23 protein-coding genes are annotated in these 22,999 nt (G+C 37.2%); 14 read left to right on the top strand and 9 right to left on the bottom strand.

Translation table 11 applies throughout. From position 1 onward, the window contains the following. Positions 1-143: 143 nt before the first annotated feature. Positions 144-1,031 (bottom strand): VOC family protein, encoded by an 888-nt coding sequence (locus ACFQU5_RS12895; RefSeq protein ID WP_390288363.1) that lies wholly within the window; start codon positions 1,029-1,031, stop codon positions 144-146. 389 nt (positions 1,032-1,420) lie between these two features. On the opposite strand from ACFQU5_RS12895, the gene ACFQU5_RS12890 reads away from it, so the two are divergent. Then, positions 1,421-1,615 (top strand): multidrug ABC transporter ATPase, encoded by a 195-nt coding sequence (locus ACFQU5_RS12890; RefSeq protein WP_390288361.1) that lies wholly within the window; start codon positions 1,421-1,423, stop codon positions 1,613-1,615. 89 nt (positions 1,616-1,704) lie between these two features. Here ACFQU5_RS12890 and ACFQU5_RS12885 read toward each other — a convergent pair whose 3' ends face one another. Next, positions 1,705-3,318 (bottom strand): long-chain fatty acid--CoA ligase, encoded by a 1,614-nt coding sequence (locus tag ACFQU5_RS12885; RefSeq protein ID WP_390288359.1) that lies wholly within the window; start codon positions 3,316-3,318, stop codon positions 1,705-1,707. Positions 3,319-3,569: 251 nt separating this feature from the next. On the opposite strand from ACFQU5_RS12885, the gene ACFQU5_RS12880 reads away from it, so the two are divergent. From ACFQU5_RS12880 to resA, 6 genes are all read left to right on the top strand, one after another. Beyond that, positions 3,570-4,394, top strand: coding sequence for an aldo/keto reductase (locus ACFQU5_RS12880; RefSeq protein ID WP_390288367.1), 825 nt, complete (start codon positions 3,570-3,572; stop codon positions 4,392-4,394). Positions 4,395-4,523: 129 nt separating this feature from the next. After that, complete coding sequence (locus ACFQU5_RS12875; RefSeq protein WP_390288357.1) at positions 4,524-4,946, top strand: BlaI/MecI/CopY family transcriptional regulator; 423 nt, start codon at positions 4,524-4,526, stop codon at positions 4,944-4,946. Next, entirely contained in the window at positions 4,939-5,787 is an 849-nt protein-coding gene (locus ACFQU5_RS12870) for a M56 family metallopeptidase (protein WP_390288355.1), read from the top strand. The genes ACFQU5_RS12875 and ACFQU5_RS12870 overlap by 8 nt, the downstream gene beginning before the upstream one ends. 51 nt (positions 5,788-5,838) lie before the next feature. After that, positions 5,839-6,477, top strand: coding sequence for a DsbA family protein (locus ACFQU5_RS12865; RefSeq protein ID WP_390288353.1), 639 nt, complete (start codon positions 5,839-5,841; stop codon positions 6,475-6,477). Beyond that, entirely contained in the window at positions 6,473-6,874 is a 402-nt protein-coding gene (locus tag ACFQU5_RS12860; protein WP_390288365.1) for a disulfide oxidoreductase, read from the top strand. The genes ACFQU5_RS12865 and ACFQU5_RS12860 overlap by 5 nt, the downstream gene beginning before the upstream one ends. Before the next feature lie 22 nt (positions 6,875-6,896). Beyond that, positions 6,897-7,439: a thiol-disulfide oxidoreductase ResA gene (resA, locus tag ACFQU5_RS12855; protein WP_390288351.1), complete on the top strand. Its 543-nt coding sequence runs from the start codon at positions 6,897-6,899 to the stop codon at positions 7,437-7,439. Between the two features lie 60 nt (positions 7,440-7,499). On the opposite strand, the gene ACFQU5_RS12850 is transcribed toward resA, so the two are convergent. From ACFQU5_RS12850 to ACFQU5_RS12835, 4 genes are all read right to left on the bottom strand, one after another. Beyond that, on the bottom strand, positions 7,500-8,336 hold the full coding sequence (locus ACFQU5_RS12850) for an RluA family pseudouridine synthase (protein ID WP_390288349.1): 837 nt from the start codon (positions 8,334-8,336) through the stop codon (positions 7,500-7,502). A 77-nt stretch (positions 8,337-8,413) separates the two neighbouring features. Next, positions 8,414-8,887 carry a thioredoxin family protein gene (locus tag ACFQU5_RS12845; protein WP_390288347.1) on the bottom strand — a complete coding sequence of 158 codons (474 nt, stop codon included), beginning with the start codon at positions 8,885-8,887 and terminating at the stop codon, positions 8,414-8,416. After that, positions 8,884-9,312 carry a disulfide oxidoreductase gene (locus tag ACFQU5_RS12840; RefSeq protein WP_390288345.1) on the bottom strand — a complete coding sequence of 143 codons (429 nt, stop codon included), beginning with the start codon at positions 9,310-9,312 and terminating at the stop codon, positions 8,884-8,886. The genes ACFQU5_RS12845 and ACFQU5_RS12840 overlap by 4 nt, the downstream gene beginning before the upstream one ends. A gap of 141 nt (positions 9,313-9,453) precedes the next feature. Beyond that, positions 9,454-10,083 carry a GntR family transcriptional regulator gene (locus tag ACFQU5_RS12835; protein WP_390288343.1) on the bottom strand — a complete coding sequence of 210 codons (630 nt, stop codon included), beginning with the start codon at positions 10,081-10,083 and terminating at the stop codon, positions 9,454-9,456. A gap of 241 nt (positions 10,084-10,324) precedes the next feature. Between ACFQU5_RS12835 and ACFQU5_RS12830 the strand changes: the two genes are divergently transcribed. Next, complete coding sequence (locus ACFQU5_RS12830; protein WP_390288341.1) at positions 10,325-11,440, top strand: GAF domain-containing sensor histidine kinase; 1,116 nt, start codon at positions 10,325-10,327, stop codon at positions 11,438-11,440. Positions 11,441-11,450: 10 nt separating this feature from the next. Then, entirely contained in the window at positions 11,451-12,101 is a 651-nt protein-coding gene (locus tag ACFQU5_RS12825; RefSeq protein WP_390288339.1) for a response regulator, read from the top strand. 823 nt (positions 12,102-12,924) lie between these two features. On the opposite strand, the gene ACFQU5_RS12820 is transcribed toward ACFQU5_RS12825, so the two are convergent. Then, positions 12,925-13,824 (bottom strand): cation diffusion facilitator family transporter, encoded by a 900-nt coding sequence (locus tag ACFQU5_RS12820; RefSeq protein ID WP_390288337.1) that lies wholly within the window; start codon positions 13,822-13,824, stop codon positions 12,925-12,927. A 193-nt stretch (positions 13,825-14,017) separates the two neighbouring features. Then, positions 14,018-15,376: a hemolysin family protein gene (locus ACFQU5_RS12815; protein WP_390288335.1), complete on the bottom strand. Its 1,359-nt coding sequence runs from the start codon at positions 15,374-15,376 to the stop codon at positions 14,018-14,020. 605 nt (positions 15,377-15,981) lie between these two features. On the opposite strand from ACFQU5_RS12815, the gene ACFQU5_RS12810 reads away from it, so the two are divergent. The 3 genes from ACFQU5_RS12810 to ACFQU5_RS12800 all read left to right on the top strand — a co-directional run bounded on the left by ACFQU5_RS12810 (position 15,982) and on the right by ACFQU5_RS12800 (position 20,920). Beyond that, a complete protein-coding gene (locus ACFQU5_RS12810) occupies positions 15,982-17,727 on the top strand; it encodes an ABC transporter ATP-binding protein (RefSeq protein WP_390288333.1) in 1,746 nt (581 codons plus the stop codon). Then, positions 17,724-19,457, top strand: a complete 1,734-nt coding sequence (locus ACFQU5_RS12805) for an ABC transporter ATP-binding protein (protein ID WP_390288331.1) — start codon at positions 17,724-17,726, stop codon at positions 19,455-19,457. The genes ACFQU5_RS12810 and ACFQU5_RS12805 overlap by 4 nt, the downstream gene beginning before the upstream one ends. A 194-nt stretch (positions 19,458-19,651) precedes the next feature. Next, positions 19,652-20,920: an MFS transporter gene (locus tag ACFQU5_RS12800; protein ID WP_390288329.1), complete on the top strand. Its 1,269-nt coding sequence runs from the start codon at positions 19,652-19,654 to the stop codon at positions 20,918-20,920. Positions 20,921-20,998: 78 nt separating this feature from the next. On the opposite strand, the gene ACFQU5_RS12795 is transcribed toward ACFQU5_RS12800, so the two are convergent. Continuing rightward, entirely contained in the window at positions 20,999-21,208 is a 210-nt protein-coding gene (locus ACFQU5_RS12795) for a YheE family protein (protein ID WP_390288327.1), read from the bottom strand. A gap of 129 nt (positions 21,209-21,337) precedes the next feature. Between ACFQU5_RS12795 and ACFQU5_RS12790 the strand changes: the two genes are divergently transcribed. Together ACFQU5_RS12790 and ACFQU5_RS12785 are read left to right on the top strand one after the other, a co-directional pair. After that, the gene (locus ACFQU5_RS12790) at positions 21,338-22,483 is read left to right on the top strand and encodes a DUF445 domain-containing protein (RefSeq protein ID WP_390288325.1); all 1,146 of its coding nucleotides are present in this window, start codon (positions 21,338-21,340) and stop codon (positions 22,481-22,483) included. A 20-nt stretch (positions 22,484-22,503) separates the two neighbouring features. After that, positions 22,504-22,848, top strand: a complete 345-nt coding sequence (locus tag ACFQU5_RS12785) for a YlbF family regulator (protein ID WP_390288323.1) — start codon at positions 22,504-22,506, stop codon at positions 22,846-22,848. Positions 22,849-22,999: the final 151 nt, after the last annotated feature.

The raw sequence follows: 22,999 nt of genomic DNA, 5'->3' as shown, positions 1-22,999 counted from the left end.
CTCCCGTTCAGATTAATTATGTTTTAGTATAACGGGCTTTTTCCATAGAAAAAACCCCGAATAGGGCACTTTTTTTAAAGTGTCTACTATTCGGGGTTCAGTTCAGACACAACCAATTGCATCTTTCTAAGTTACCTAATTCTTTACTCTCCATCAAAGGTGAAAATAATACGAATGCCTGATGGATCAACCGTTGAGAAGGCTTGCGCTCCACCGAACTTTGAAGCCCCTTCAAACTGCTCTACTTTGGCACCAATTAAAGCTAAGTCATCTTTAATTTTATTAGCTTGTGACTCATTATCTAACACAATGGTAAAAGATTTAAGACCGACACCATTTTCCGGAATCTGGGTACCGCCTAAACTTTCCCATGTATTTAAACCGATATGATGATGATATTTTCCACTTGAGATGAATAATGCTTGATTCCCGTATCGCGTTACTATCTCATAGCCCAAAGCTTGTGTGTAAAATTTTTCGCTTTCTTCTAAATTTGCTACTGATAAATGGATATGGCCCATAACGGTTTCATAAGGTATACCATTCCATGTACCGTCTGCATCGCGAAGAACGGACTGAACATCAACTTGTTCGGTTGTCATATAGACCATGCCATCATCATGCCATAACCACTCTTGTTCAGGACGGTCCGCATATACCTCAATGCCATTACCATCTGGATCGTTTAAGTAAAATGCTTCACTTACATGATGGTCTCCTGCACCTGCACGTACATTTTGCTGGATAATATGTTGAATAAAGTTACCCAAGTCCTTACGAGTCGGCAGTAAAAGGGCAAAGTGATAAAGTCCCGTTTGACCACGGCGTAATGGAAGGGCATTAGGTACCTCTTCTAATGATAACAGGCTTGTAGAGCCATCAAATGTGAGAACTGCTGATGTTGTTGTTTGCTCTAATACATGGAATCCAATAACCGATTTATAGTAATCGATGGAACGCTCGAGGTTGGATACTTTTAACTGAACATGGGAAACATACATATTGGGCTTTTTATGGAAGTGTGTTGGCATGAACGATGCCTCCTTTTGTTATTTTAGATAATCAACTTACTTTATGTAACTAAGTATATTTTTGATAGCGAATAAAGTCAAGTGGCTAGCTATTACAAAAAAACATCACAAAAAGAAACCAGGACAATTTGAGTTGTCCTGGTTTCTAAGATTAGAGACTATTTGTTTGATGTGTAATCGCCTTCATAACCAGCTGTAAAGATAGCGATTAAGAATGCTGCTGTAACACCAAGAATTAATACTAAACCCATGGAAGTATCCTCCTTGTGTATATAGAATCTCTCTATTAAGTATAGCTCAAATAAAAAAACTTTACTACATTAATTTCTTGATTGGAAAAGGTTCAATTCTACTTATTCGGGAATAATAAAGAAAGGAGGCGGATGAATGTGGAACAAGATAAATCAATTTTAAGCGGTACTATGGCAAATAATATGGAAGATTTAATTTTTCTAGGAAAACAAATGGAACGGATGCGTGATGGTGCTCAATTAGAAGAAGATGAACGATTCCCAGATCCCATTCAGTTTGATGAACTCGATAATGATAATGATGAAAAAGAAAGCCTTGAACGAAAAAAATAAACCTGCTTACTTCCAAAGTTCGCAACAACTATTATAATCTCGAAATAATTAAGGGGTCTCCCCGGTTATATGGAGAAACCCCTTTTCTCTTAAATCTTCACTTGATAATCTTTTAAATCTTCTCGTAATTTTGCTTTTAAAAATTTACCCACAGAAGTTTTTGGAATTTCATTTAGGAAAACGATATCATCCGGAAGCCACCATTTTGCAAATTGCCCCTCTAAATAATTGATTAATTCTTCATTAGTAGCTTCTTTACCTTCCTTTAGAACAACGCAAGCTAATGGACGTTCCAGCCATTTTTCATGAGGAATGGCGATAACAGCTGCTTCAAAAATTGCTTCATGTGTCATTAAAGCATTTTCTAATTCAACCGATGAAATCCATTCACCGCCACTCTTAATTAAATCCTTTGTACGGTCAGTGATTTTAATATATCCCTCAGGTGTAACCACCGCAATATCTCCTGTATAAAGCCACCCATCTTTGAATGCATCTTTCGATCGTTCATCTTGATAGTATTCGTTGGCAATCCATGGTCCGCGTACCCGAAGTTCTCCCATTGTTTGCCCATCCCATGCAACAACACCCTTTTCATTCACTACCTCCGTGTCAAGAAGAGGAACCGTTAACCCTTGAGTTGCACGAATGTCTAATTTGTCTTCTGCCGACCAATCGTCCATTGCAGATGTATAATTGGATAAGGACACAATGGGTGAGGTTTCCGTCATCCCATAGCCAACGATATAGGGAACCTTGAATATTTCTTCGAATGTTTTAATTAACCCTTTTGGCGAAGCAGATCCTCCACAAACTACTGCGCGCAAGGAAGAAATCTTGCGGGGTTTTTTCTCTTGTTCCTGAGCAACACCTAACCAAATTGTTGGTACACCAGCTGTTAAAGTAACCTTTTCTTGTTCGACTAGATCCAGTATTAAGGATGGGGTGAAAGCGGGACCAGGCAACACTTGGGTAGAGCCATATGCAACACAGGCAAATGGCAAGCCCCATGCATTCGCGTGAAACATCGGAACAATCGGCAGTACAACATCTTGTTCGCGTACACCCATACTGTCAGCTAGCCCGAGGGCAAGACTGTGAAGAACTAGACCGCGGTGAGAATAGACAACCCCTTTTGGCATACCTGTTGTGGCACTTGTATAACACATTCCGGCAGGAGCATTTTCATCTAAATCCTTAGGGAATTCAAAAGTATCACTACTTTCGGTCAGTAATTTTTCATATGAATGAATATTAGGGAAGCTCGATTCTGGAATGTCAAGAGTATCTTGCATGACGACAATGTGTTTAACTGTTTTTAAATAGGGAATCGCTTTTTCAAATAACGGGAAAAGATCACCATCAATCAATAAAATTTCATCCTCCGCATGGTTAATCACATAAATAATATGTTCAGGGGATAAACGAATATTAATCATATGCAAAATGGCACCAGCACAAGGTACAGCGAAATAAGCTTCAAGGTGTCGATGATGATTCCAGGCAAAAGAACCAACCTTTGTACCTTGCTTCATCCCTAGCTTTGATAAAGCATCTGCTAGTTTTCGTGTCCGCTTCACATATTCTTTATAAGTAATGCGGTGAATGGTATCTGTGCTAGTTCTGGAAATAATGAATTTTTCCGGAAAGTATCTTTCAACCCGCTCCAAAAAGCTAGTTAATAATAATGGTGTATCCATCATAAACTTAACCTCCCTAAATTTTCATAGTTAAACGGACGTAGCATAAGAAAATAGTCCTTTATTATCTATATTTGAAAGAGTTTTTTGTTAGAACGAGAAACAATGGAAATACATGGGTTTATGGGAAGATTATATAGATAAGTTCAGCTATAGAGTTTAGAGAGCGAATTTATTAATCCGATTATTTTAGTATGTTTGTATTTCATCATATAATGAAGCTAGAAAAGTTAGGAGTGAGTAAATTGACAACGATGATTCCATCAAAGACATTGGCTAATGGGGTAAGCATGCCCTATTTAGGTTTAGGCGTGTACAAAATGACAAACCCGGATGAAACAATACAGGCTATTGCTAAAGCTCTGGAATTTGGTTATCGAGCTGTAGATACAGCTGCACTTTATTACAATGAAGAAGAGGTTGGGGAAGCGATTCGGGCTTCTGGTCTTTCACGAGAAGAACTTTTTATCACAACAAAAGTATGGAATGCAGATCAAGGCTATGATAATACACTACGTGCATTTGAAACTTCTTTGAAAAAACTAGATCTAGAGTATGTAGATTTATATCTAACCCATTGGCCAGTAGAAGAGAAGTTTGTGGATACGTACCGAGCAATTGAACGCCTTTATGAACAGAAGCTAATTCGCGTACCGGGTGTATCAAACCATCATGCTCACCATCTAGAAAAAATATTGTCAAAAGCAAATATATTGCCGATGGTAAATCAGATTGAATTGCATCCATATCTATCACAAGGTGAGTTACGTGCATTTTGCAAGGAAAACGACATTGCCGTTACTGCATGGTCACCATTAGGTCGAGGAGGAATCCTTCAAGATGAAACAATTACGAAGATTGCTGAAGAAATCGGGAAAACTACAGCGCAAGTGATCCTTCGTTGGCATTATCAGCAAGATATACTATCGATTCCGAAATCGGTAACACCGAGCAGAATCGAAGAGAACGCACAGATTTTTGATTTTGAATTATCCACTCAACAGATTTCGGAGCTAAATCAATTAAATAGAAACCAACGCTTCGGTAAAAATCCTGATAATTTCAAGTTTGATTTCTAGTATAAACTGCCGGGAAAGTTTAATTAAAGACCTTCCTGGCAGTTTTTTATCATCTAAAACAGACTTCAATTATAAAGGTTGACGTTTCAATAATCTAACACTACAATGAGTAATGTGAGGTGGGGACTAGTGAAAATTCGAAAATTTAATATACAAGAGAGTGGATTGAATCGATTTTTTGGACCACTGGAATCTAAAATTATGGACATTCTTTGGTGTCAAGAGGATATGACGATTAAAGAAGTGCAGGCAATCCTGGAAAAAGAGAAACCAACCAACTTTAATACAGTTATGACAGTAATGAATCGTTTAGTTGAAAAAGAAATATTACAAAAGAAGCTTATTGGGAGATCATCCTATTTTAAACCTATCCAATCAAGAGAAGAGTTCATTACTACCCAGTCTAAAGAAATGACACATGAACTAATGGATGAGTTTGGGAGTGTTGTTGTAAGTCATATGCTGGATGCACTTGAAGATGTCGATGATGAGCTCGTAAAAAAACTTGAATTGAAAATCAAACAATTAAAAAAGGGTAAAAATGATGAATAAACGTCAATCTAAATTTATGTTTTTCTTATCCATATTAATATCTGGTTCTATTTTTGTTCAAATGGGTCTATACTTGAAATCTTTAATAACGGGATCTAATTTACGGTTTAATATCTTTGAAGTCTGTCATAATACTTTAAAATTAATTGGTTTAACTTCATTAACGTATGCAGTAGATATTTTGGTGATTGGTACTTTTTTATTTGCACTTTGGAAAATTAGTACCCAAGTTATCCAAACATTCAAAATGAGACGCCGATTACAACAATATAATTGTGAAAAATTAACGAAGGAATTTAATGATCAGTTCAGAAATAGAGATGAAAAGTTCATGATTATTTCTTATCCTGTTCCAGTTGCCATTACGATTGGTTTTGTATCACCTAAAATTGTTCTATCAACCGGTCTATTAAACTTGCTAAGTGAAGAAGAATTAGAAGCGGTTATTTATCATGAAACATACCATCTCAACAATCATGATCCACTAAAAATCTTTTTACTGTCAATTGGTTCGATTACATTACCTTATATTCCGATCTTAAAATGGTTTAATGAAAAATATCGTGTCATCCAAGAAGTAATGGCAGATGAGTTAGCGATAGAGAAACAAGAGACGGCGGTTCATATTGGAAGTGCACTACTGAAGATGTTAAAAGTAGGGAAGCTGGAGACTAAATCTTTTGCGTATGCTTCTTTTGCAGAAACATCTGTAAATTACCGCATTGAATATATATTAAATCCACTAAAAAAATATCAAATAAAGGTACCAGTAATCATCACAATGTGGTCAATTCTTGTATTCAGTTTGATTAGTGTCTTTTTTATTTACGCATTAGCGTAAATTTTTTACCCAATTACACTACATAATGTAGTTTTAGGAGGAACGTTTATTATGTCAAAGAAAATATTTTGGATCATTGGGATTCTCGCCGTATGTATCATAGGAATTATAGTATTAACGGATGTTAGTCAAGAATCAGCAGAAATTGATTATGAAAATCAACCGTTTATGGGGGAAGAAAATGCCCCTGTTGAAATCATTGAATTTGGGGATTATAAATGTCCGCACTGTGGAGAATTTAATAGTTCAATGGTGCCGTATATTAAAGAGGAATTTATTGATACAGGAAAGGCCAAATTTTATTTTATGAATTATTCCTTTATAGCGGTTGACTCCACAACAGCAGCGCTATACGCAGAAACAGTATATCAAGAGCTTGGAAACGAAGTATTCTGGGATTTCCATGACTTGTTGTTTGCTAACCAAACAACTGCAGATGGACAAGAGAACTTTATGGATGAAAAGTTTTTAACAGCAATACTATCAGAAGTAGCGAGTGCAGAAGAGGTTAAACAAGTTGGACAGGCATTTAGCGACAACCAAGGTGATGCATCTCTAGATCAAGATATGGAAATGGCAAATAATCTAGGAGTCAATTCAACACCTGCAATATTTATTGGTGGAAAGAAATTTGAGGGAATGACAACAGATGACTTTGCAGAAATGGTAGAGGCCGCTTCAAATGATTAATAAACCATTACTTCTCGCATGGATTACGAGCATTATTGCAACGAGTGGAAGTTTATTTTTTAGTGAACAAATGAAGTTTGTTCCCTGTACACTTTGCTGGTATCAACGAATTTTAATGTATCCGCTTGTACTTTTACTAGGAATGGCATTCTATCGAAATGATAAGGAGATTTATAAATATATATTGCCAATCTCCGTAATTGGTGTCATCATGGCTGGTTATCATTATGCCTTACAGAAAATTCCTTCCATGAGTGAGTTTAGCGCTTGTACAAGTGGTGTCCCATGCTCGGGTCAATACATTAACTGGTTTGGTTTTGTAACGATACCATTATTATCTCTAATTGCCTTTGTCATCATAACAGTGTCAATGATCGTGTTATGGAAACGTAAATAGTTAATTAGAAAGGATTGTAAGTATGAACGATAAAAAGAAAAAAAGGTCCATCGTCAGGTTCTCAATACTACTTGTGTTGTTTGCTGCCATTATTTTTACTGTCTACTCTAGTATTACGAAAGAAAAAGTTCAGATATTGCAAGTAGGAGACGATGCACCAGATTTTGAATTAATAGATTTAAATGGGGAAAAGCACCGTTTGTCTGAATATGCAGGACAAGGAGTCTTGTTAAATTTTTGGGGAACTTGGTGTGAACCTTGCAAAAGGGAATTCCCTATCATTGATCGACAATATCACGAATATCAAAAGCAGGGTGTACAAGTATTAGCAGTAAATATCGCCGAATCGGATTTTGCCGTTCGAAATTATATAGAGAGTAAAGGGTTAACATTCCCTGTTGTAATAGATAAAGAAAAAAGCGTGATGAACGCATATAATATCAATCCATTGCCAACGACTTTTTTGATTGACCCAAAAGGAGAAATTGTAAAAATCATAACAGGAGAAATGAACGAAACGTTGGTAAAGCAATATATGGAACTGATTAAGCCAGAAGAAGTATAAAGTGTAAAAGAGTCCCTTGTCTATGAATATAGACCAAGGAACTCTTTTTTAGTTTGCACATTATTTATCAGCCACAATAACCCTCTTATTTAAGAATGGATGTTCAAATTCCAATTGTATGGCATGCAATTCATAATCCCCAGAGGCTGTTTGTCGTGCGTTATACATTGTGTCTCCAACAATTGGATGACCAATATGGGCCATATGCACACGGATTTGATGTGTACGTCCCGTTTCTAGTACTAAATGAACCAAACAAGTACCTTTAAATCGTTTTACCACTTCAAAATGGGTAATGGCATGTTGACCGGATGGGGAAACGACACGTCGAGTTGCATGGTGGCGGTCTTTTCCAATAGATTCATTAATCGTCCCATTGTCCTGGCGAATGTTTCCTTGCACCTCTGCTTCATACGTGCGGATGATTGATTTTTCCTCAATCATTCGATCAAAAATAGATTTTGCAATGGGATGCTTTGCTACTAATAATAAACCTTTTGTTCCAAGGTCCAGGCGATGGACATGCTCTGCATAATGGCCACCATTTTCCTTAATATGGGCCATCACATGATTCATGCAAGTATCTACATCACGTTCGTCATTTGGATGGGTTGCCATTCCTTTTGGTTTTGAAACAATGAGGCAGTGTTCATCTTCGTATTGAATCGTCAACTCACATCTTAATGTAGGTTTGTAATTCGAATGAGTTGCATCAAATCTAAAATTAAGAATCGTACCAGCCTTAAGTGGATCTTTCCATAAAACGGGATCTCCATCTGATCGTGTCACTGCTTTTGCCATACGTAATTCATGTACAATTTTTTTCCCAAGTCGCCACTTTTCACGCAATAATTCTTCTACCGTTAGTCCTTCTTGAACGATTTCATATTGGAACATAATCTACCTCCAAAATAAAATAATCGTGTCCAAAAATGAACACGATTATTCATCATTTATCTATATTTTTGTTTAGCTTATGATTTAGCTTGTTCTAAGAAATCATAAATTACCTTAGTATCTTTAGAATAATCTCCAACAATACGATTTACTTCCTTGCCATCTTTAAAATAGATTAAAGTTGGTGTTGCTTCAACGCTATAATCATTCCAGCCTTGTTCATATTCCAACACATTGTACTGATCGATTTGTACGCCTACTTCATCCGCAATCGGCATTAAAGAAGGTGTCATTGCTTGACAGTGTGTACACTCCGGGCTAAACATATAAGCAACTACAGGTTCACCAGAGTCAATCTTTTCTTTCAAAGCTTCAGGTAATATGATATTTTGATAATTTTCGTCATCTAATAAATCGATTGTCGATTGTCTTAAATTATCTGTATCATATGGATTGTTGTCTAATTTATCTTCATTCGATAAGTTTGTAAGAATTATAATGGCAGCAAAAAGTACAACGACGATTGCACCTAGAATACCTAATTTTTTCATTGTTTCTCTCCCTTCATAACTTTGATCATATAAAAACTAGTAATAGCGATTAATAAGAAGGCAACACCTGCGAGGAATGGTATAGTAATAAAGCCTAACATATTAATATATTGTCCTGTACATGGAACTCGTCCACAAGCAGGAGCAGATTCAGATAGGAAGTCCAGCTTTTGAATACCATAGTGGTAAAGAGAGATGGCACCGCCTATGCATGAAAAAACGGCAGTTGTTACGGCGATACGTACATTTTTTTGTATGTAAGCTACGGTTGTAATTAATAGAATCGGATACATCAATATTCGTTGATACCAGCATAACTCACATGGTTCATAGCTGCGTATCTCAGAAAAATATAGGGAACCGAGTGTTGCTACCAATGACACAAGCCATATAAACAGCAAACTATTCTCTAGTTTTTTATCCATTTAGCATCTCCTAGTAATCAATATCTATTGCTGTTATGATTATAGTTTGTTCCCAATTAGAAGTAAATTATTTTGAATTAAAAATAATTAAAATAAAATAAAAGTTTTTGGCGATTTACCCCGACTTGACTTAATGAATTGCTACCTTACATAACTTGAGTAACGAAGCATGTATTTTAGGTCTAATTTTAGATGTTCACGCATTAATTCTGAAGCTAAATCACTGTTTTTGGATGCGATTGCTTCGTATATTTCTTTTTGCTCTTCGTATAATAAGGGGCGTTTATTTTTTATAAGTAACCTACGATACAAATTATAAACAGTATTTACCTTTTGTATTTCCTCTATCATCACAGGGTTATTACACTCTGCAATAATAAGTTCATGAAATTTCATGTTTACGCTTACAATTTCATCGATAGTACCTTTTTTTGATTCATTCAATGCCTGCTTTAATTGGCTTAATTTTTCCTTTGTCATGTTTTCGGCTGCTTTTTTGGCAGCATAGCTTTCAATTAATGTGATTAACTCTGATGAGTAGAGTAAGTCTTCCTTTGTGGGTTTGTAAACTCTTTTGTTTTTGATTAAACCTTCTTGTTCAAGATGTCGAATTGCTTCTCTTATGGGCGTTCGACTTACCCCGATTTTTTCAGCTAACCGTTCTTCGACAAGTTTTATACCACCATTTAACTCACCGTTTAAGATCATATTTCGTATCGAATCATAGGCTAAGCGATAGGCATTAGAGGTATTTGGATTAATATCTTGCATTCATACTCCCCCTTGTAAAACATATACGACTCTATTATACACTTTAAGTCACATAATATTAGTGGAATTCCTTAAACTTTTATCTCAATTAAATGAAAAAATTCATACAAAAGTATGAGAACCATACAAATGCGATATAGGGCTATTCAGTGATATGATTAGTTAATAAAAAAATAAATAGAGTATGTTTGAAAATATAAGTTACTCTTGGCTCAAGTGTAAATTGTGAGGTGTTCAAAGCTTGTCGGTTAACGACCATTCAAATATAACGATCCTTAAAGAAATTGCAGAATTATTAAATGAAGAAACGGATTTAATTCCGATGTTAAAGGGGGCTTTAAGCAAGTTTTTAAAAGGGACGAATTTTGAAACGGGCTGGATTTTTTTTATCAATGAAAAAGGAAAGACCGAGTTGATCGCCAAAGAAAATTTACCGGAAGCACTAAGCTACAATAACTGTCATCACCTGCAAAAAGGTGGCTGCTGGTGTGTATCGCGCTATCGAAAGAATGAACTGAAAAAGGCATCAAATATAATAGAATGCCAAAGAATCGAAGCTGCAATCGAGTCGAAAACAGGGGATCATGCGAACATCACGCATCATGCGACTGTCCCGCTTCAATCAGGTGTTGAACGGTTCGGAATTTTAAATGTCGCTTCACCAAACACATCTAAGTTTACAGAAGAAGAATTAGAATTACTGGAATCTGTGGCATTTCAAATGGGCTCGGCGATCAAACGCATTAATTTAACAAAGCAGGAACAAGAAATTGCTCTAGTACGTGAAAGAAACCGACTTGCAAGGGATTTACACGATTCTGTAAATCAATTGTTATTCTCTGTAACGCTAACTGCCCGTGCCGGGATTGAAATGAGCGGAACTGCAGAAATTAAGGAAACATTCTCTGAAATCCAACAGCTAACACAGTCCGCTTTAACTGAAATGAGGGCACTTATTTGGCAATTACGCCCCAAAGGATTAGAGAGTGGGTTAATCGAGGCAATTAAATCCTATTCAGAAATGTTAAGTATTCATTTAACGGTTAATGTTTCAGGAGTGATTCAGTTTCCGTCACGCGTGGAAGAAACACTATTCCGAATTGCACAAGAAGCCTTAAATAATATACGTAAGCATGCGGGAGTACAAGAAGCCGTTATTTATATTACAGTAACGCCAACGGATATCTTGCTTGTCATAAAAGACGAGGGTAGAGGGTTTGTCATTGACAATGAAAGAAGTATTCCCTCAATCGGTCTACAATCAATTCAAGACCGAGCGGCAGCCTTAGGTGGTTCGGCGGATTGGGTAAGTCAAATCGGAAAGGGAACGGAGCTATTAATCCGATTGCCATATTAGGGGGGATAAAATGATTCGAGTATTAATTGCAGATGATCATCATGTTGTACGGCGTGGGTTGCTATTTTTCTTGAAAACACAGAAGGATTTCGAAGTAATTGGAGAAGCAAAAAATGGACTAGAGGCTGTAGAGCTTGTTGAATCTTTGCAACCTGATATTGTGTTAATGGATTTAGTAATGCCTGATATGGATGGAATTCAAGCGACAAAAAAAATAAAAGCCAAATGGCCACAGGTTCATATCCTAATGTTAACGAGCTTTTCAGATAAAGATCATGTTTTGCCTGCCATTGAAGCAGGAGCTGCTGGCTATCAATTAAAGGATATAGAACCGGATGAATTGGCGAACTCCATTCGACAAATTATCATGGGTGAAAATATTATACATCCAGCGGCGACGACTCAGTTGGAAGAGACACTTCGTGAAGAAGAAAATTTACCACATGTGAAAAATGCGTTAACACCAAGGGAAAGAGACGTATTGGCGGAACTGACAAAAGGGAAAAGTAATCGTGAAATTGCCTCGTCTTTATTTGTTACAGAAAAAACGGTAAAGACGCATATTTCAAATATCTTCACTAAGCTTGATGTTCAAGATCGTACGCAAGCTGCTCTCTATGCAGTAAAGCATGGACTTACAGAAGGCAGCGAAACGCTATAAATAATAATGTTTTTCGATTCTCATAGAATGTAATTGCAAGAAACCCGGCCTCGCACTTAGCGTAGGCCGATTTTTTTTTGTTTGAGAATCAGGTGGTTTATAAAATGGGGTAGAAATAAAGCAAAAAAGAGCTGCTACTGTTCCGCGAGAAGCCTCGTCGCGGACAAGAGAAACCCAAAAGAGCTGCTGCCAGTCCGCGAGAAGCCATATCGCGGACAAGAGAAACCCAAAAAAGCTGCTGCCAGTCCGCGAGAGGCCATATCGCGGACAAGAGAAGCCCAAAAGAGCTGCTGCCAGTCCGCGAGAGGCCATATCGCGGACAAGAGAAGCCCAAAAGAGCTGCTGCCAGTCCGTGAGAAGCCATGTCGCGGACAAGAAAAGTCAAAAAGAGCTGCTGCCAGTCCGTGAGAAGCCATATCGCGGACAAGAGAAGCCCAAAAGAGCTGCTGCCAGTCCGCGAGAAGCCATGTCGTGGACAAGAAAAGTCAAAAAGAGCTGCTACCAGTCCGCGAGAAGCCATTTCGCGGACAAGAGAAGCCCAAAAGAGCTGCTGCCAGTCCGCGAGAGGCCATATCGCGGACAAGAGAAGCCCAAAAGAGCTGCTGCCAGTCCGTGAGAAGCCATGTCGCGGACAAGAGAAGCCCAAAAGAGCTGCTACCAGTCCGCGGGAAGCCGCGTCGACGAGAGTAATTGCTTAAAAAATAGAAATCGTGTCTATGATGCCCACATCGGAAAGTTTTTCTAAATAAAAATCGCAGCCTCTTTATAAGGCTGCGTGCTCTAAAATTTTAAAGTCTTCACTTATGACTACCAACTTTTCTTTCTAAAAATGATAATCCTCATCTGTTGCAGTTGTAAGTTCATGTGGTTCGATATGGACAAGCACCATACAAAATGGATTGAACTTTTTTACAGTTGTTTCGATTTTCTCCGTAATTTGATGGCTCTGTCGAACATCCAAATGGGGATTTACTGTTACCGTAACATCTATAAAACTCACATTGCCATGAGATCTTCCCTTAAAATCAATTAAATCTATGACACCCGTAACATTATTTATAAGGACTGATAAAGTTTCTGCTTCTTCAATATCAAAACTATCTGTTAATGTCTGAACCGAATCCCAAAAAATCTCGATGGCAGTTTTTATGATAATAATGGCAACAACCAAGGCGGTAAGTGTATCAATTATGGGAAAGCCAATGATTGCCCCGAATATTCCGATGGCTGCACCAATACTGACGAGGGCATCAGAACGGTTATCATATGCCGCTGCTTTTACGGCAGAGCTATTAATCTTCTTCGAAAGGGACAAATTGTATCTATATACACCATACATAACAGCTGCACTTCCTAGCGCCACAAAAGCAGTTAGAGTGGAAGGCGTTTCCCTAACTGGGTTCCATAAATTCATTATTGAACTAAGGAGGACCTGCAGACCTACCATCATCATGATAAAAGAAGCAATTAAAGAGGCAATTGTTTCTGCACGAAGATGTCCATAAGGATGATTGGAATCTGGTGGTCGTTGAGAAATTCGTAATCCGATTAACACAGCAATAGAGGCAATAATATCTGTTGTATTATTTAAACCATCTGCTTTTAATGCTTCTGATTCCCCGAAATATCCGATTGTTAGTTTAATCGAACTAAGAATTAAATAGGTGCCAATTGATAACCAAGCACCTTTTTCCCCGGCTCGTAAATTTGTATATAGCTCCACAATGTTTCCTCCTAGCAAAACTTTAGAACATGACAAAACGGAGCCGTCTCATTTAGGACCTGAGACGGCTCCGTTTCTGCGAGATCGCTTTAGCGACTATTGCAAAACATCACAATTCTATTTTCATAAAAAAGTAATATCCCAAAAGGTGCATGATTAGTCTATTGGGACATACAAATTTCGTAAGTTCAAATTATTGTTCTGATTTTTCTTCTTCGATGGAATCTTCCGCTTCTGGTAGTTTGGATATTTCGATGTAAAGGATATGATGGCCGTCAGATTCTTTAATTTTGAACTCGTAGCCTTCATAATCGAAGGTATCACCTTCAACTGCATCAAAGCGTTTTGTTAGGAACCAACCACCAATGGTATCAACATCTTCATCGTCAATGGTAATACCTAGTATATCATTGACTTCATCTACTAGCAATTTAGCATCGATAATGTAATGGTCATCACTAATTTCCTGGACTTCCGGAATTTCGTCATCATCAAATTCATCTTGTATATCACCGACAATTTCTTCGATGATATCTTCGATTGTGACTAAACCTGATGTTCCACCATATTCATCCATCAGGATAGCCATATGAATTCGTTCACTTTGGATTTTAAGTAACAAATCACTAATTGGAACTGTCTCAAACACACGAATAACAGGCTGCATATAATCGAGTACAGGCTTGTTGCCATTTGCAGGATTTTTGATATAGGCAGTTAGTAAATGTTTTAAATTTACTAGGCCAATGACATGGTCTTTGTCTCCATCAATGATGGGGTATCGAGTATATTGTTCAACCCCCATTACTTCAAATACTTCTTTAACTGTTAGGTCTTTTTCAAGACTAACAATTTCAGTTCGAGGTACCATGATTTCCTTCGCTGTACGGTCAGAGAATTCGAAGATACTGTTTACGTATTCGTATTCAGAATGGTTGATTTCTCCGCCTTTATAACTATCTGTTAAGATAATACGAAGTTCTTCTTCAGAATGGGCTACTTCCGTTTCTGATGCCAATTTATATCCAAATAAACCTGATAATCCACGTGCCGACCCATTAAGGACGCGTATAAATGGATACATCACCTTATAGAATACAATTATTGGACCGGAAAGACGCAACGTTAGTTCTTCTGATTTTACAATGGCAAACGTTTTTGGTGTTAATTCTCCTACGACAACATGTAAATAGGTAACAAACATAAACGCAATAATGAATGAAAGGAGTGAAGAGATTGTTGCATCTAAATTCATTAATTCGAATAAAGGATGTAAAATCATCTCAAATGTAGGCTCACCCAACCAACCTAAACCTAGGGCGGTAATGGTAATACCTAACTGGCAAGCTGAAAGATATTCATCTAGATTCGAAACAACCTTTTTAGCTTTCATTGCTTTTTTGTTGCCTTCTGCAACTAATTGATCAATACGAGTTGTTCTTACTTTTACGATTGCAAACTCTGTTGCAACGAAAAATGCCGTAGCAGCAATTAACAAGAAAAATGCCGCCAACTTAATGGTTAGCTCTACTATGTCTACGTCCAAATACATTCTTTGTTCCTCGCCCGAATGAGGGGTACGAACAAAGAGTACACCTCCTATAATAAAAAATAATTGAATAACACAATGATAAAATATTTACAGGGAAATTACAAATAGTGGCTACAGATTGACACAAAGAATATTTTAAAGTTAATGACATTTTGATTGAGGTGAAATCATATTATAAAAAGGTTGAATGTTAACTTATCGTAAAAATATTTCTATTTTCTAAAAATTGTTGACTTTCAAAAAATGGATATGCTACGCTTTAAAAGTAATTATAAATAAAAGAAAAGGAGGTTAGGATTATGAGAACTAAATACAATTTGCCGCCAGCAATTAAATATGATAATCCAAACCTGCCTCGAGCTTTCTTTTATTTATAACGAAGAACGCGCATAATTTTAATTAGGGGATACAGGTATTGGATACTTGTATCCTTTTACTATGAGCACCTATCTCACAGGAGGGATAGGTGCCTTTTTGTGCGCTTATGACAAAAAAAGGAAAAGGAGAGAGTATTATGAAAAAATGTTACACAAGAAAGTTATTAAAAAGAGAGTGTACAGATAGTGGATAGCAAAGATGGACACAAATTAGGAGAAGGTGCATAAATGTTTGGATTATTATTTAAATTAAAGTGGTTTTTCAAGGCTTATTGGAAAAGGTATTTGTTTGCAGTGGTTTTACTAACCATCGCAAATGTCGCAGAAGTAATTCCCCCTTGGATCATAGGGGTTGCAATTGATGATATTGCACTTGGGACGATGACTGAGGATTCTTTAAGAAATTATGTGTTATGGCTAGGGTTAATAATAGTATTCGGTTATATCGTTAACTTTACTTGGCAGTATCAATTATTTGGGGGTGCCCTCTCTTTAGAAAGAATACTGCGAAAAAAGTTAATGCACCAATTTTTAAAGATGACGCCGACCTTTTATGAAAAAAATCGTACCGGGGATTTAATGGCCCGTGCTACGAATGATTTAAATGCTGTTTCTTTAACTGCCGGGTTCGGGATTATGACGTTATTCGATTCGACCATTTATATGGGGGCAATTATTATGGCGATGGGATTTTTAATTTCATGGAAGCTAACGATCTTCTCGATGCTTCCAATCCCCATCATGGCTATACTCATGCAATACTATGGGAAAATGGTACATGAACGCTATATGAAGGCTCAGGATTCTTTTGGTGAACTAAACGATAATGTTCTCGAATCAGTTGCAGGTGTTCGAGTAATTCGTGCCTATGTTCAAGAAAAGAAGGATGAAAAACGTTTTGCCGATATGAGTGAGGAAGTATATCAGAAAAATATCCATGTTGCCAAAATCAATGCGTTATTTGGTCCAATCACAAAGGTTGGTACGGGGATTAGTTATGTTGTAGCACTGGGGCTTGGTTCAGTCCTTGTATCCAACGGAGAAATGACGGTTGGGCAGCTTGTTACTTTTAATGTCTATTTAGGTTTAGCAGTTTGGCCGATGATTGCAATAGGTGAGCTGATAAATGTCATGCAGCAAGGGAATGCATCTCTAGACAGGGTTCAAGATACTTTGGATTATGAGCAGGATGTAAAGAACCCGAACGATCCCATCAATGTTCTTAGCCCTACATCTCTGGGCTTTAATGAATTTTCATTCCAGTATCCTATGTCTCAAATGCAAAACTTACAGAACATTTCTTTGCATGTAAAACGAGGTCAAACACTTGGAATCGTTGGGAAGACTGGTGCAGGTAAAACAACCTTTGTAAAGCAGTTACTGAAGGAATACCCAATTTCTGAAGGGCAATTTACAATTGGAAATGTCGATATAGCTAAATTAACAAAAGAACAGCTGCTTGAATGGATTGGCTACGTTCCTCAAGATCATGTACTGTTCTCAAGAACCATTCGAGAAAACATCTTATTCGGAAAAGAAGATGCAACGAAAGAAGAAATTGATGAGGCAGTTCGTCTTGCTTATTTTGAGAATGATTTACAGAATCTACCTTTGGGACTCGAAACACTGGTGGGAGAAAAGGGGATTTCTCTTTCCGGAGGACAGAAGCAACGCGTATCTATTTCTCGTGCAATGATTAAAAATCCAGAAATCCTCATTTTAGATGATTCTTTATCCGCGGTAGATGCAAAAACAGAAGCCAAAATCATTGAAAATATTGGCCGGGTAAGAAAAGGTAAAACAACTATCATTACGACCCATCGTTTATCTGCTGTTCAGCATGCCGATCAAATTATCGTGTTGGACGATGGGCAGATAATTGAAGAAGGAACACATGAGGAGCTTCTTCAAAAACAAGGCTGGTACAAAGAACAATATGATCGCCAACAGCTAGAGGAGGTGCCTAGCGAATGAGTACTAGTAAACGTTTATTCAAATATGCAATGTATTTCAAAAAGCCAATTTTTATTGGCTTAGTGTTGTTAACAATTGCTGTTTTTACAGATTTAGCTGGACCTTTTATTGCAAAGCATATTATTGATAATTATATGACGCCTGGTTCAATTGAACTTCAGCCGATTATCAATTTGCTTATTGTCTTCTTCATACTGGCGATTGCAACGGCGATACTACGATATTTTATGTTTATCTATTTACAAATCGGTGCGAACCGTATTATTCAAAAGCTGCGTAAGGATGTATTTGGTCATATTCAAACGATGTCCATTGATTACTTCGATAATTTGCCTGCAGGGAAAATTGTTGCCCGTGTAACAAATGACACTGAGGCAATTCATAATTTATACGTTCAGGTGTTATCGCAATTTGTAACGAGCTTCATATCGATTTTGGGCGTTTATGTAGCACTGTTTATCTTGAATGTGAAAATGGCGCTTGTCGCATTAATCGTTGTGCCAATTATCTATATTTGGATGATTGCCTATCGAAAATATGCTTCCCAATATAATCATGTGGTGCGCACGAAAATTGCAGATATTAACGCCATGATTAACGAATCCATTCAAGGAATGACGATTATTCAAGCGTTCAAACGTGAAAAGCAAATGAAGGAAGAATTTGCTGAGATGAATAATGAACATTATGAATATCAAAGAAAGCTATTATTTTTGGATTCCGCAACGTCGTTCAATCTAGTACATGTTTTACGATTATTGTTCTTTATCATTTTTATTTATTATTTCGGTACACAATCGATGACTACCGTTGAAGTTATTACAGCAGGTACTCTTTATGCATTTGTGGATTATATCACGCGATTATTTGGGCCGATTGTAAATATCGTGAATCAATTTTCTCAATTAGAACGTTCACTAGTTGCAGGTTCTCGTGTGTTCGAATTGCTTGATCGAAACGGAGAGGCAGTTAGTGAGGAATCAATTCCAAGATATGAAGGGAATGTTGTGTTCGAAAACGTGTCGTTTGCTTATAAAGATGACGACTATGTATTAAAGAACATCAATTTTTCTGCTAAAAAAGGAGAAACGATTGCCCTTGTTGGCCATACCGGCTCAGGTAAAAGCTCGATCATGAATTTGCTATTCCGCTTTTATGACCCTCAAAAGGGGAAAATCATCATTGATGGTAAGAATATATTATCGATTTCTCGTCAATCATTCCGGAAGCATATGGGGATTGTTCTACAGGATCCTTATTTATTCACAGGAACAATCGAAACGAACGTAAGTTTAAGGGATCCGCGGATTACCAGGGAAATGGTAGAAAAAGCTCTTGAAGCAGTTGGTGGAGAAAGAGTATTAAAAAATCTCGAAAAGGGGCTAGATGAGCCTGTGATTGAGAAGGGAAGTACACTTTCCTCTGGTCAGCGTCAATTAATTTCCTTTGCACGGGCATTAGCCTTTAATCCTGCTATTTTGATTTTGGATGAAGCGACGTCTAATATTGATACAGAGACAGAAGAAATCATCCAGCATGCAATGGAAGTATTGAAAAAAGGTAGAACCACTTTCATTATTGCTCACCGTTTGTCTACTATTAAGAATGCCGATCAAATTCTCGTTCTGGACAGAGGGGAAATAGTTGAAAGAGGTACTCATGAAGAACTAGTTGCATTAGGTGGCCGTTACGAAACGATGTATCGTTTGCAAGCTGGAGCATTGAATTAAATTAAAATAGATTAATTAAATACAGTCATTAGGGTTGATCCAGGAATAATTGGATCGACCCTTTTCTATATTAAATAGTTGAATTTTTTATCCGATTAGAAAATATCAAATATTACGAAAATACTATTGATAATTTATAACGCAAACCGTATATTTAGATTGTCGAAATAATGTGCGGGAAGCGGTGTATCGCCATGTATAAAAGGCTCAAAGATTGGTTTTTTAATATTATGTCCTTTGATCGGAATATAAAATTATTTATGCTTTCTAATATTCTCATTCAAATTGGCATGGGCGTTTTTGGTGTCATGTACAATCTTTACATACGCGAATTAGGTTATTCTGAAACGGTGAATGGCAGTGTCATTTCAATCACTTCATTAGCTACTGCTTTAATGTTGGTACCAGCAGGGATTATAAGCGATCGTATTGGACGAAAATCAATACTATTAGTCGGTACATTTATTTCAGCAATCATGCTTTTTGGAAGGAGCATTGTTTCTGTTGAACAGCCGATTTTGGTATTTGCCTTTCTAACAGGCATTGTGTGGGCATTTGTTCAAGTATCCGGTGTTCCGTTTTTAGCAGAGAATTCAAAGCCAACAGAAAGAATGAACTTGTTTAGTATACACTTTGCTTTGGTTACAATCGCCAATGTAATTGGAAACTTGCTTGGAGGATTTGCTGCAGATGGATTTCAACTAGTATTCCATTTTGGGGAAGTGGAGAGCATACGCGGTTCATTACTTCTGGGTGCGCTTATTTTCACTTGTGGTTTTATGCCTTTACTAACATTGAGTTCATCAAAGACTGAAAATCAAACACAAGGACAAATATTAAAATCAGCAGAGGAGTTAGAGGATTCCGAAGAGAGTAGCTTTAAGAAGAATTTTAGAATGATAATTCTATTTGGAATTGCCAATTTGCTGATTGGCACCGGTTCAGGGTTAGTTATCCCGTATTTGAATTTATACTTTGCTAATCGCTTCGATGCTTCCAATTCATATGTTGGGTTAATTATTGCTTTAGGTTCTGCCATGACAGCTGTAGCAATGCTAATTGGACCTTTGCTCGTGAAAAAGGTAGGAAAAGTAAGAGCTTTAGTTATTTTTCAGTTATTGTCCATTCCTTTTCTCTTTTTAACAGCGTTTACGAATTCTTTGCTTATTGCTTCAATTGGGTTTTTAATGCGCCAGGCACTAATGAATGCAGGAAATCCAATCCAAAGTGCCATTGCAATGGATGTGGTTCACAATAAATATAAAGGGCTAGGCAATTCAGTAAGCCAGATGGTCTTCAATATTGGATGGGCGACAATGGGGCTGCCGGCTGCATGGTTAGTGACAACCTATGGCAACTACTGGGGCTATGCTTATGCATTTACAATTACGGGCGTTCTCTACTTGATTGCCTCCACTTATTTTTATTTAGTATTTAGCAGGAGATATAAAGTTAATGATTGAGGCCGATTGTTGGCAAACGCGCCTTCATGAACTTATCTAAACACATAACGAGTTCGCCATGGCGAACTCGTTTGTTCATCAATCATACACATGGAACAGCATTAATTCATGAATCATTTTCTCGACGGTTGGAATGTCTTTGTCAGTAGGCTTGTCTCCTACCCATACAATCCGACCATCTTTTTTGTATTCCGCTTTATATAACTGTTGTTTGTAATAAAACGAAATTGCCCACCCCGGCAGTAAATTATTTTCGAATAAAGGCTTAAAATGAAAATGTTGAATCATTCTTATCCCCCCTGAAACTTTCAACATACGATAATCGTACTAAAAGTTAGAAGGAATGGCTAACATTATCTTTAGGAGACATGACTCTGATATAATAGAAAAGAGTTTGAAAGAAATGAGAGGATTTAAATGGACAATGCAATAGTTAATATTATTTTCATGGCAGTGGTCGGTGCAGTCATTGGAGGTTTTACAAACTACTTAGCCATTAAAATGTTATTTCGGCCGTACAATGCAATCTATATTAAAAAGTGGCGTTTGCCTTTCACGCCTGGTTTAATGCCAAAACGACGCCAGGAATTATCAAAGCAAATTGGGATTACTGTAAGAAATTATTTATTAACACCTGAGGTATTTCAAAAAAAGCTTTTTAATGAAGAAATCAAGGCCACTGTTTTGAAATTTGCCGGGGAGAAAGTGGAAGAAATAATCTTCACAAGTGACAAAACAATTTATGATTGGCTAAAGCAGGGGGGCTTTGAACAATTACCTCTCACAATCGAGGAAAAAGTAGATGGTATTATTGAAAAGCAATTCCTTTCGATGAAAAATACATTATCCTCAAAATCAATCGATGCTTTACTGCCAAACAATATTCATCATGTTATTGATAAAAAAATCCCTGAGGTTGTTACTTATATTCTGGATAAAGGGGAAGAGTATTTCCTTTCTCCAAAAGGTGAAGTGACAATTAAAAATATGATGGATGATTTTTTAGGATCTAAGGGGTCTTTCGGTGGAATGATTCAAATGTTCTTAGGAGATTCTGCATCAATTGTATCGAAAATTCAGCGAGAACTAATCCATTTCTTAAAAGCACCTGGAACTAAAAATTTATTAGTGAACATTATCTCTCAAGAATGGGATAAAGCGAAGCAACAGCCGATTCTGAATTTCTTAGAGGAAGTTGATTTTGATTCAATCCTAAGCAGCATCCAAGGTTACGCGAAAAAAGAACTGAAAATTCGGGAGCATTTAAATCAGCCGATTAGCCACTATTGGCCACAAGGTAATGACTATGCAAAATATGACTTACTGCCAAAGTTAGTTGATAAAGGCTTTAACGAAGCTGAAAACAAACTGGAAGATGTATTAAATCGTTTGAATCTAGATGAAGTAGTTCGTGAGCAAGTGGATTCTTTCCCATTAGAGAAATTGGAAGAACTTGTGCTGAGCATTGCCTCAAAAGAACTAAAAATGATTACCGTCCTAGGTGCTGTTTTAGGAGGCGTAATAGGGGTTGTACAAGGTTTAATTGTGAACCTATTAAATTAAAAATGAGAGTGGGAAAAATTTTGATCAACATTTACAATGACATTAATAAGTTAGAAGCAACAATGCGTCAAACAGACGAATTCAAAGTCTTGAAGGATGCTGTTGAAGCAGTTCGTGCAGATGAAGAGGCAAGAGTATTATTTGCAAACTTCCGCGACGTACAAATGAAGCTTCAGCAAAAACAAATGAACGGTGAAGAACTATTGGAAGACGAGCTGCTATACGCACAAAAAACTGCTCAACTAGCCCAATCAAGCCCAATCATTCTAGCAATGCTGGAAGCTGAAATGGCACTAAGCAAAATAATCGAAGAAGTAAACCGAATTTTAGTAAAACCAATTCAATCTTTGTATGATGGATTGTAATTCTATGAAATCCCAAAAGCTTATGAAAAAAGCTTTTGGGATTTTTGTGCGCCCGGCATGCACATGAACTATAGGGTGCGAGTCCCGAACCCCGAAGACAGAAGTAGAGGTTAGCCAAGAGCAAGGGTGTCCGTGGTGACGCGGAATCTGA

The organism is Ureibacillus sp. GCM10028918 (assembly GCF_042666115.1).
Classification (GTDB): Bacteria; Bacillota; Bacilli; order Bacillales_A; family Planococcaceae; genus Ureibacillus.
This window is presented reverse-complemented; position numbering and strand designations above follow the sequence as displayed.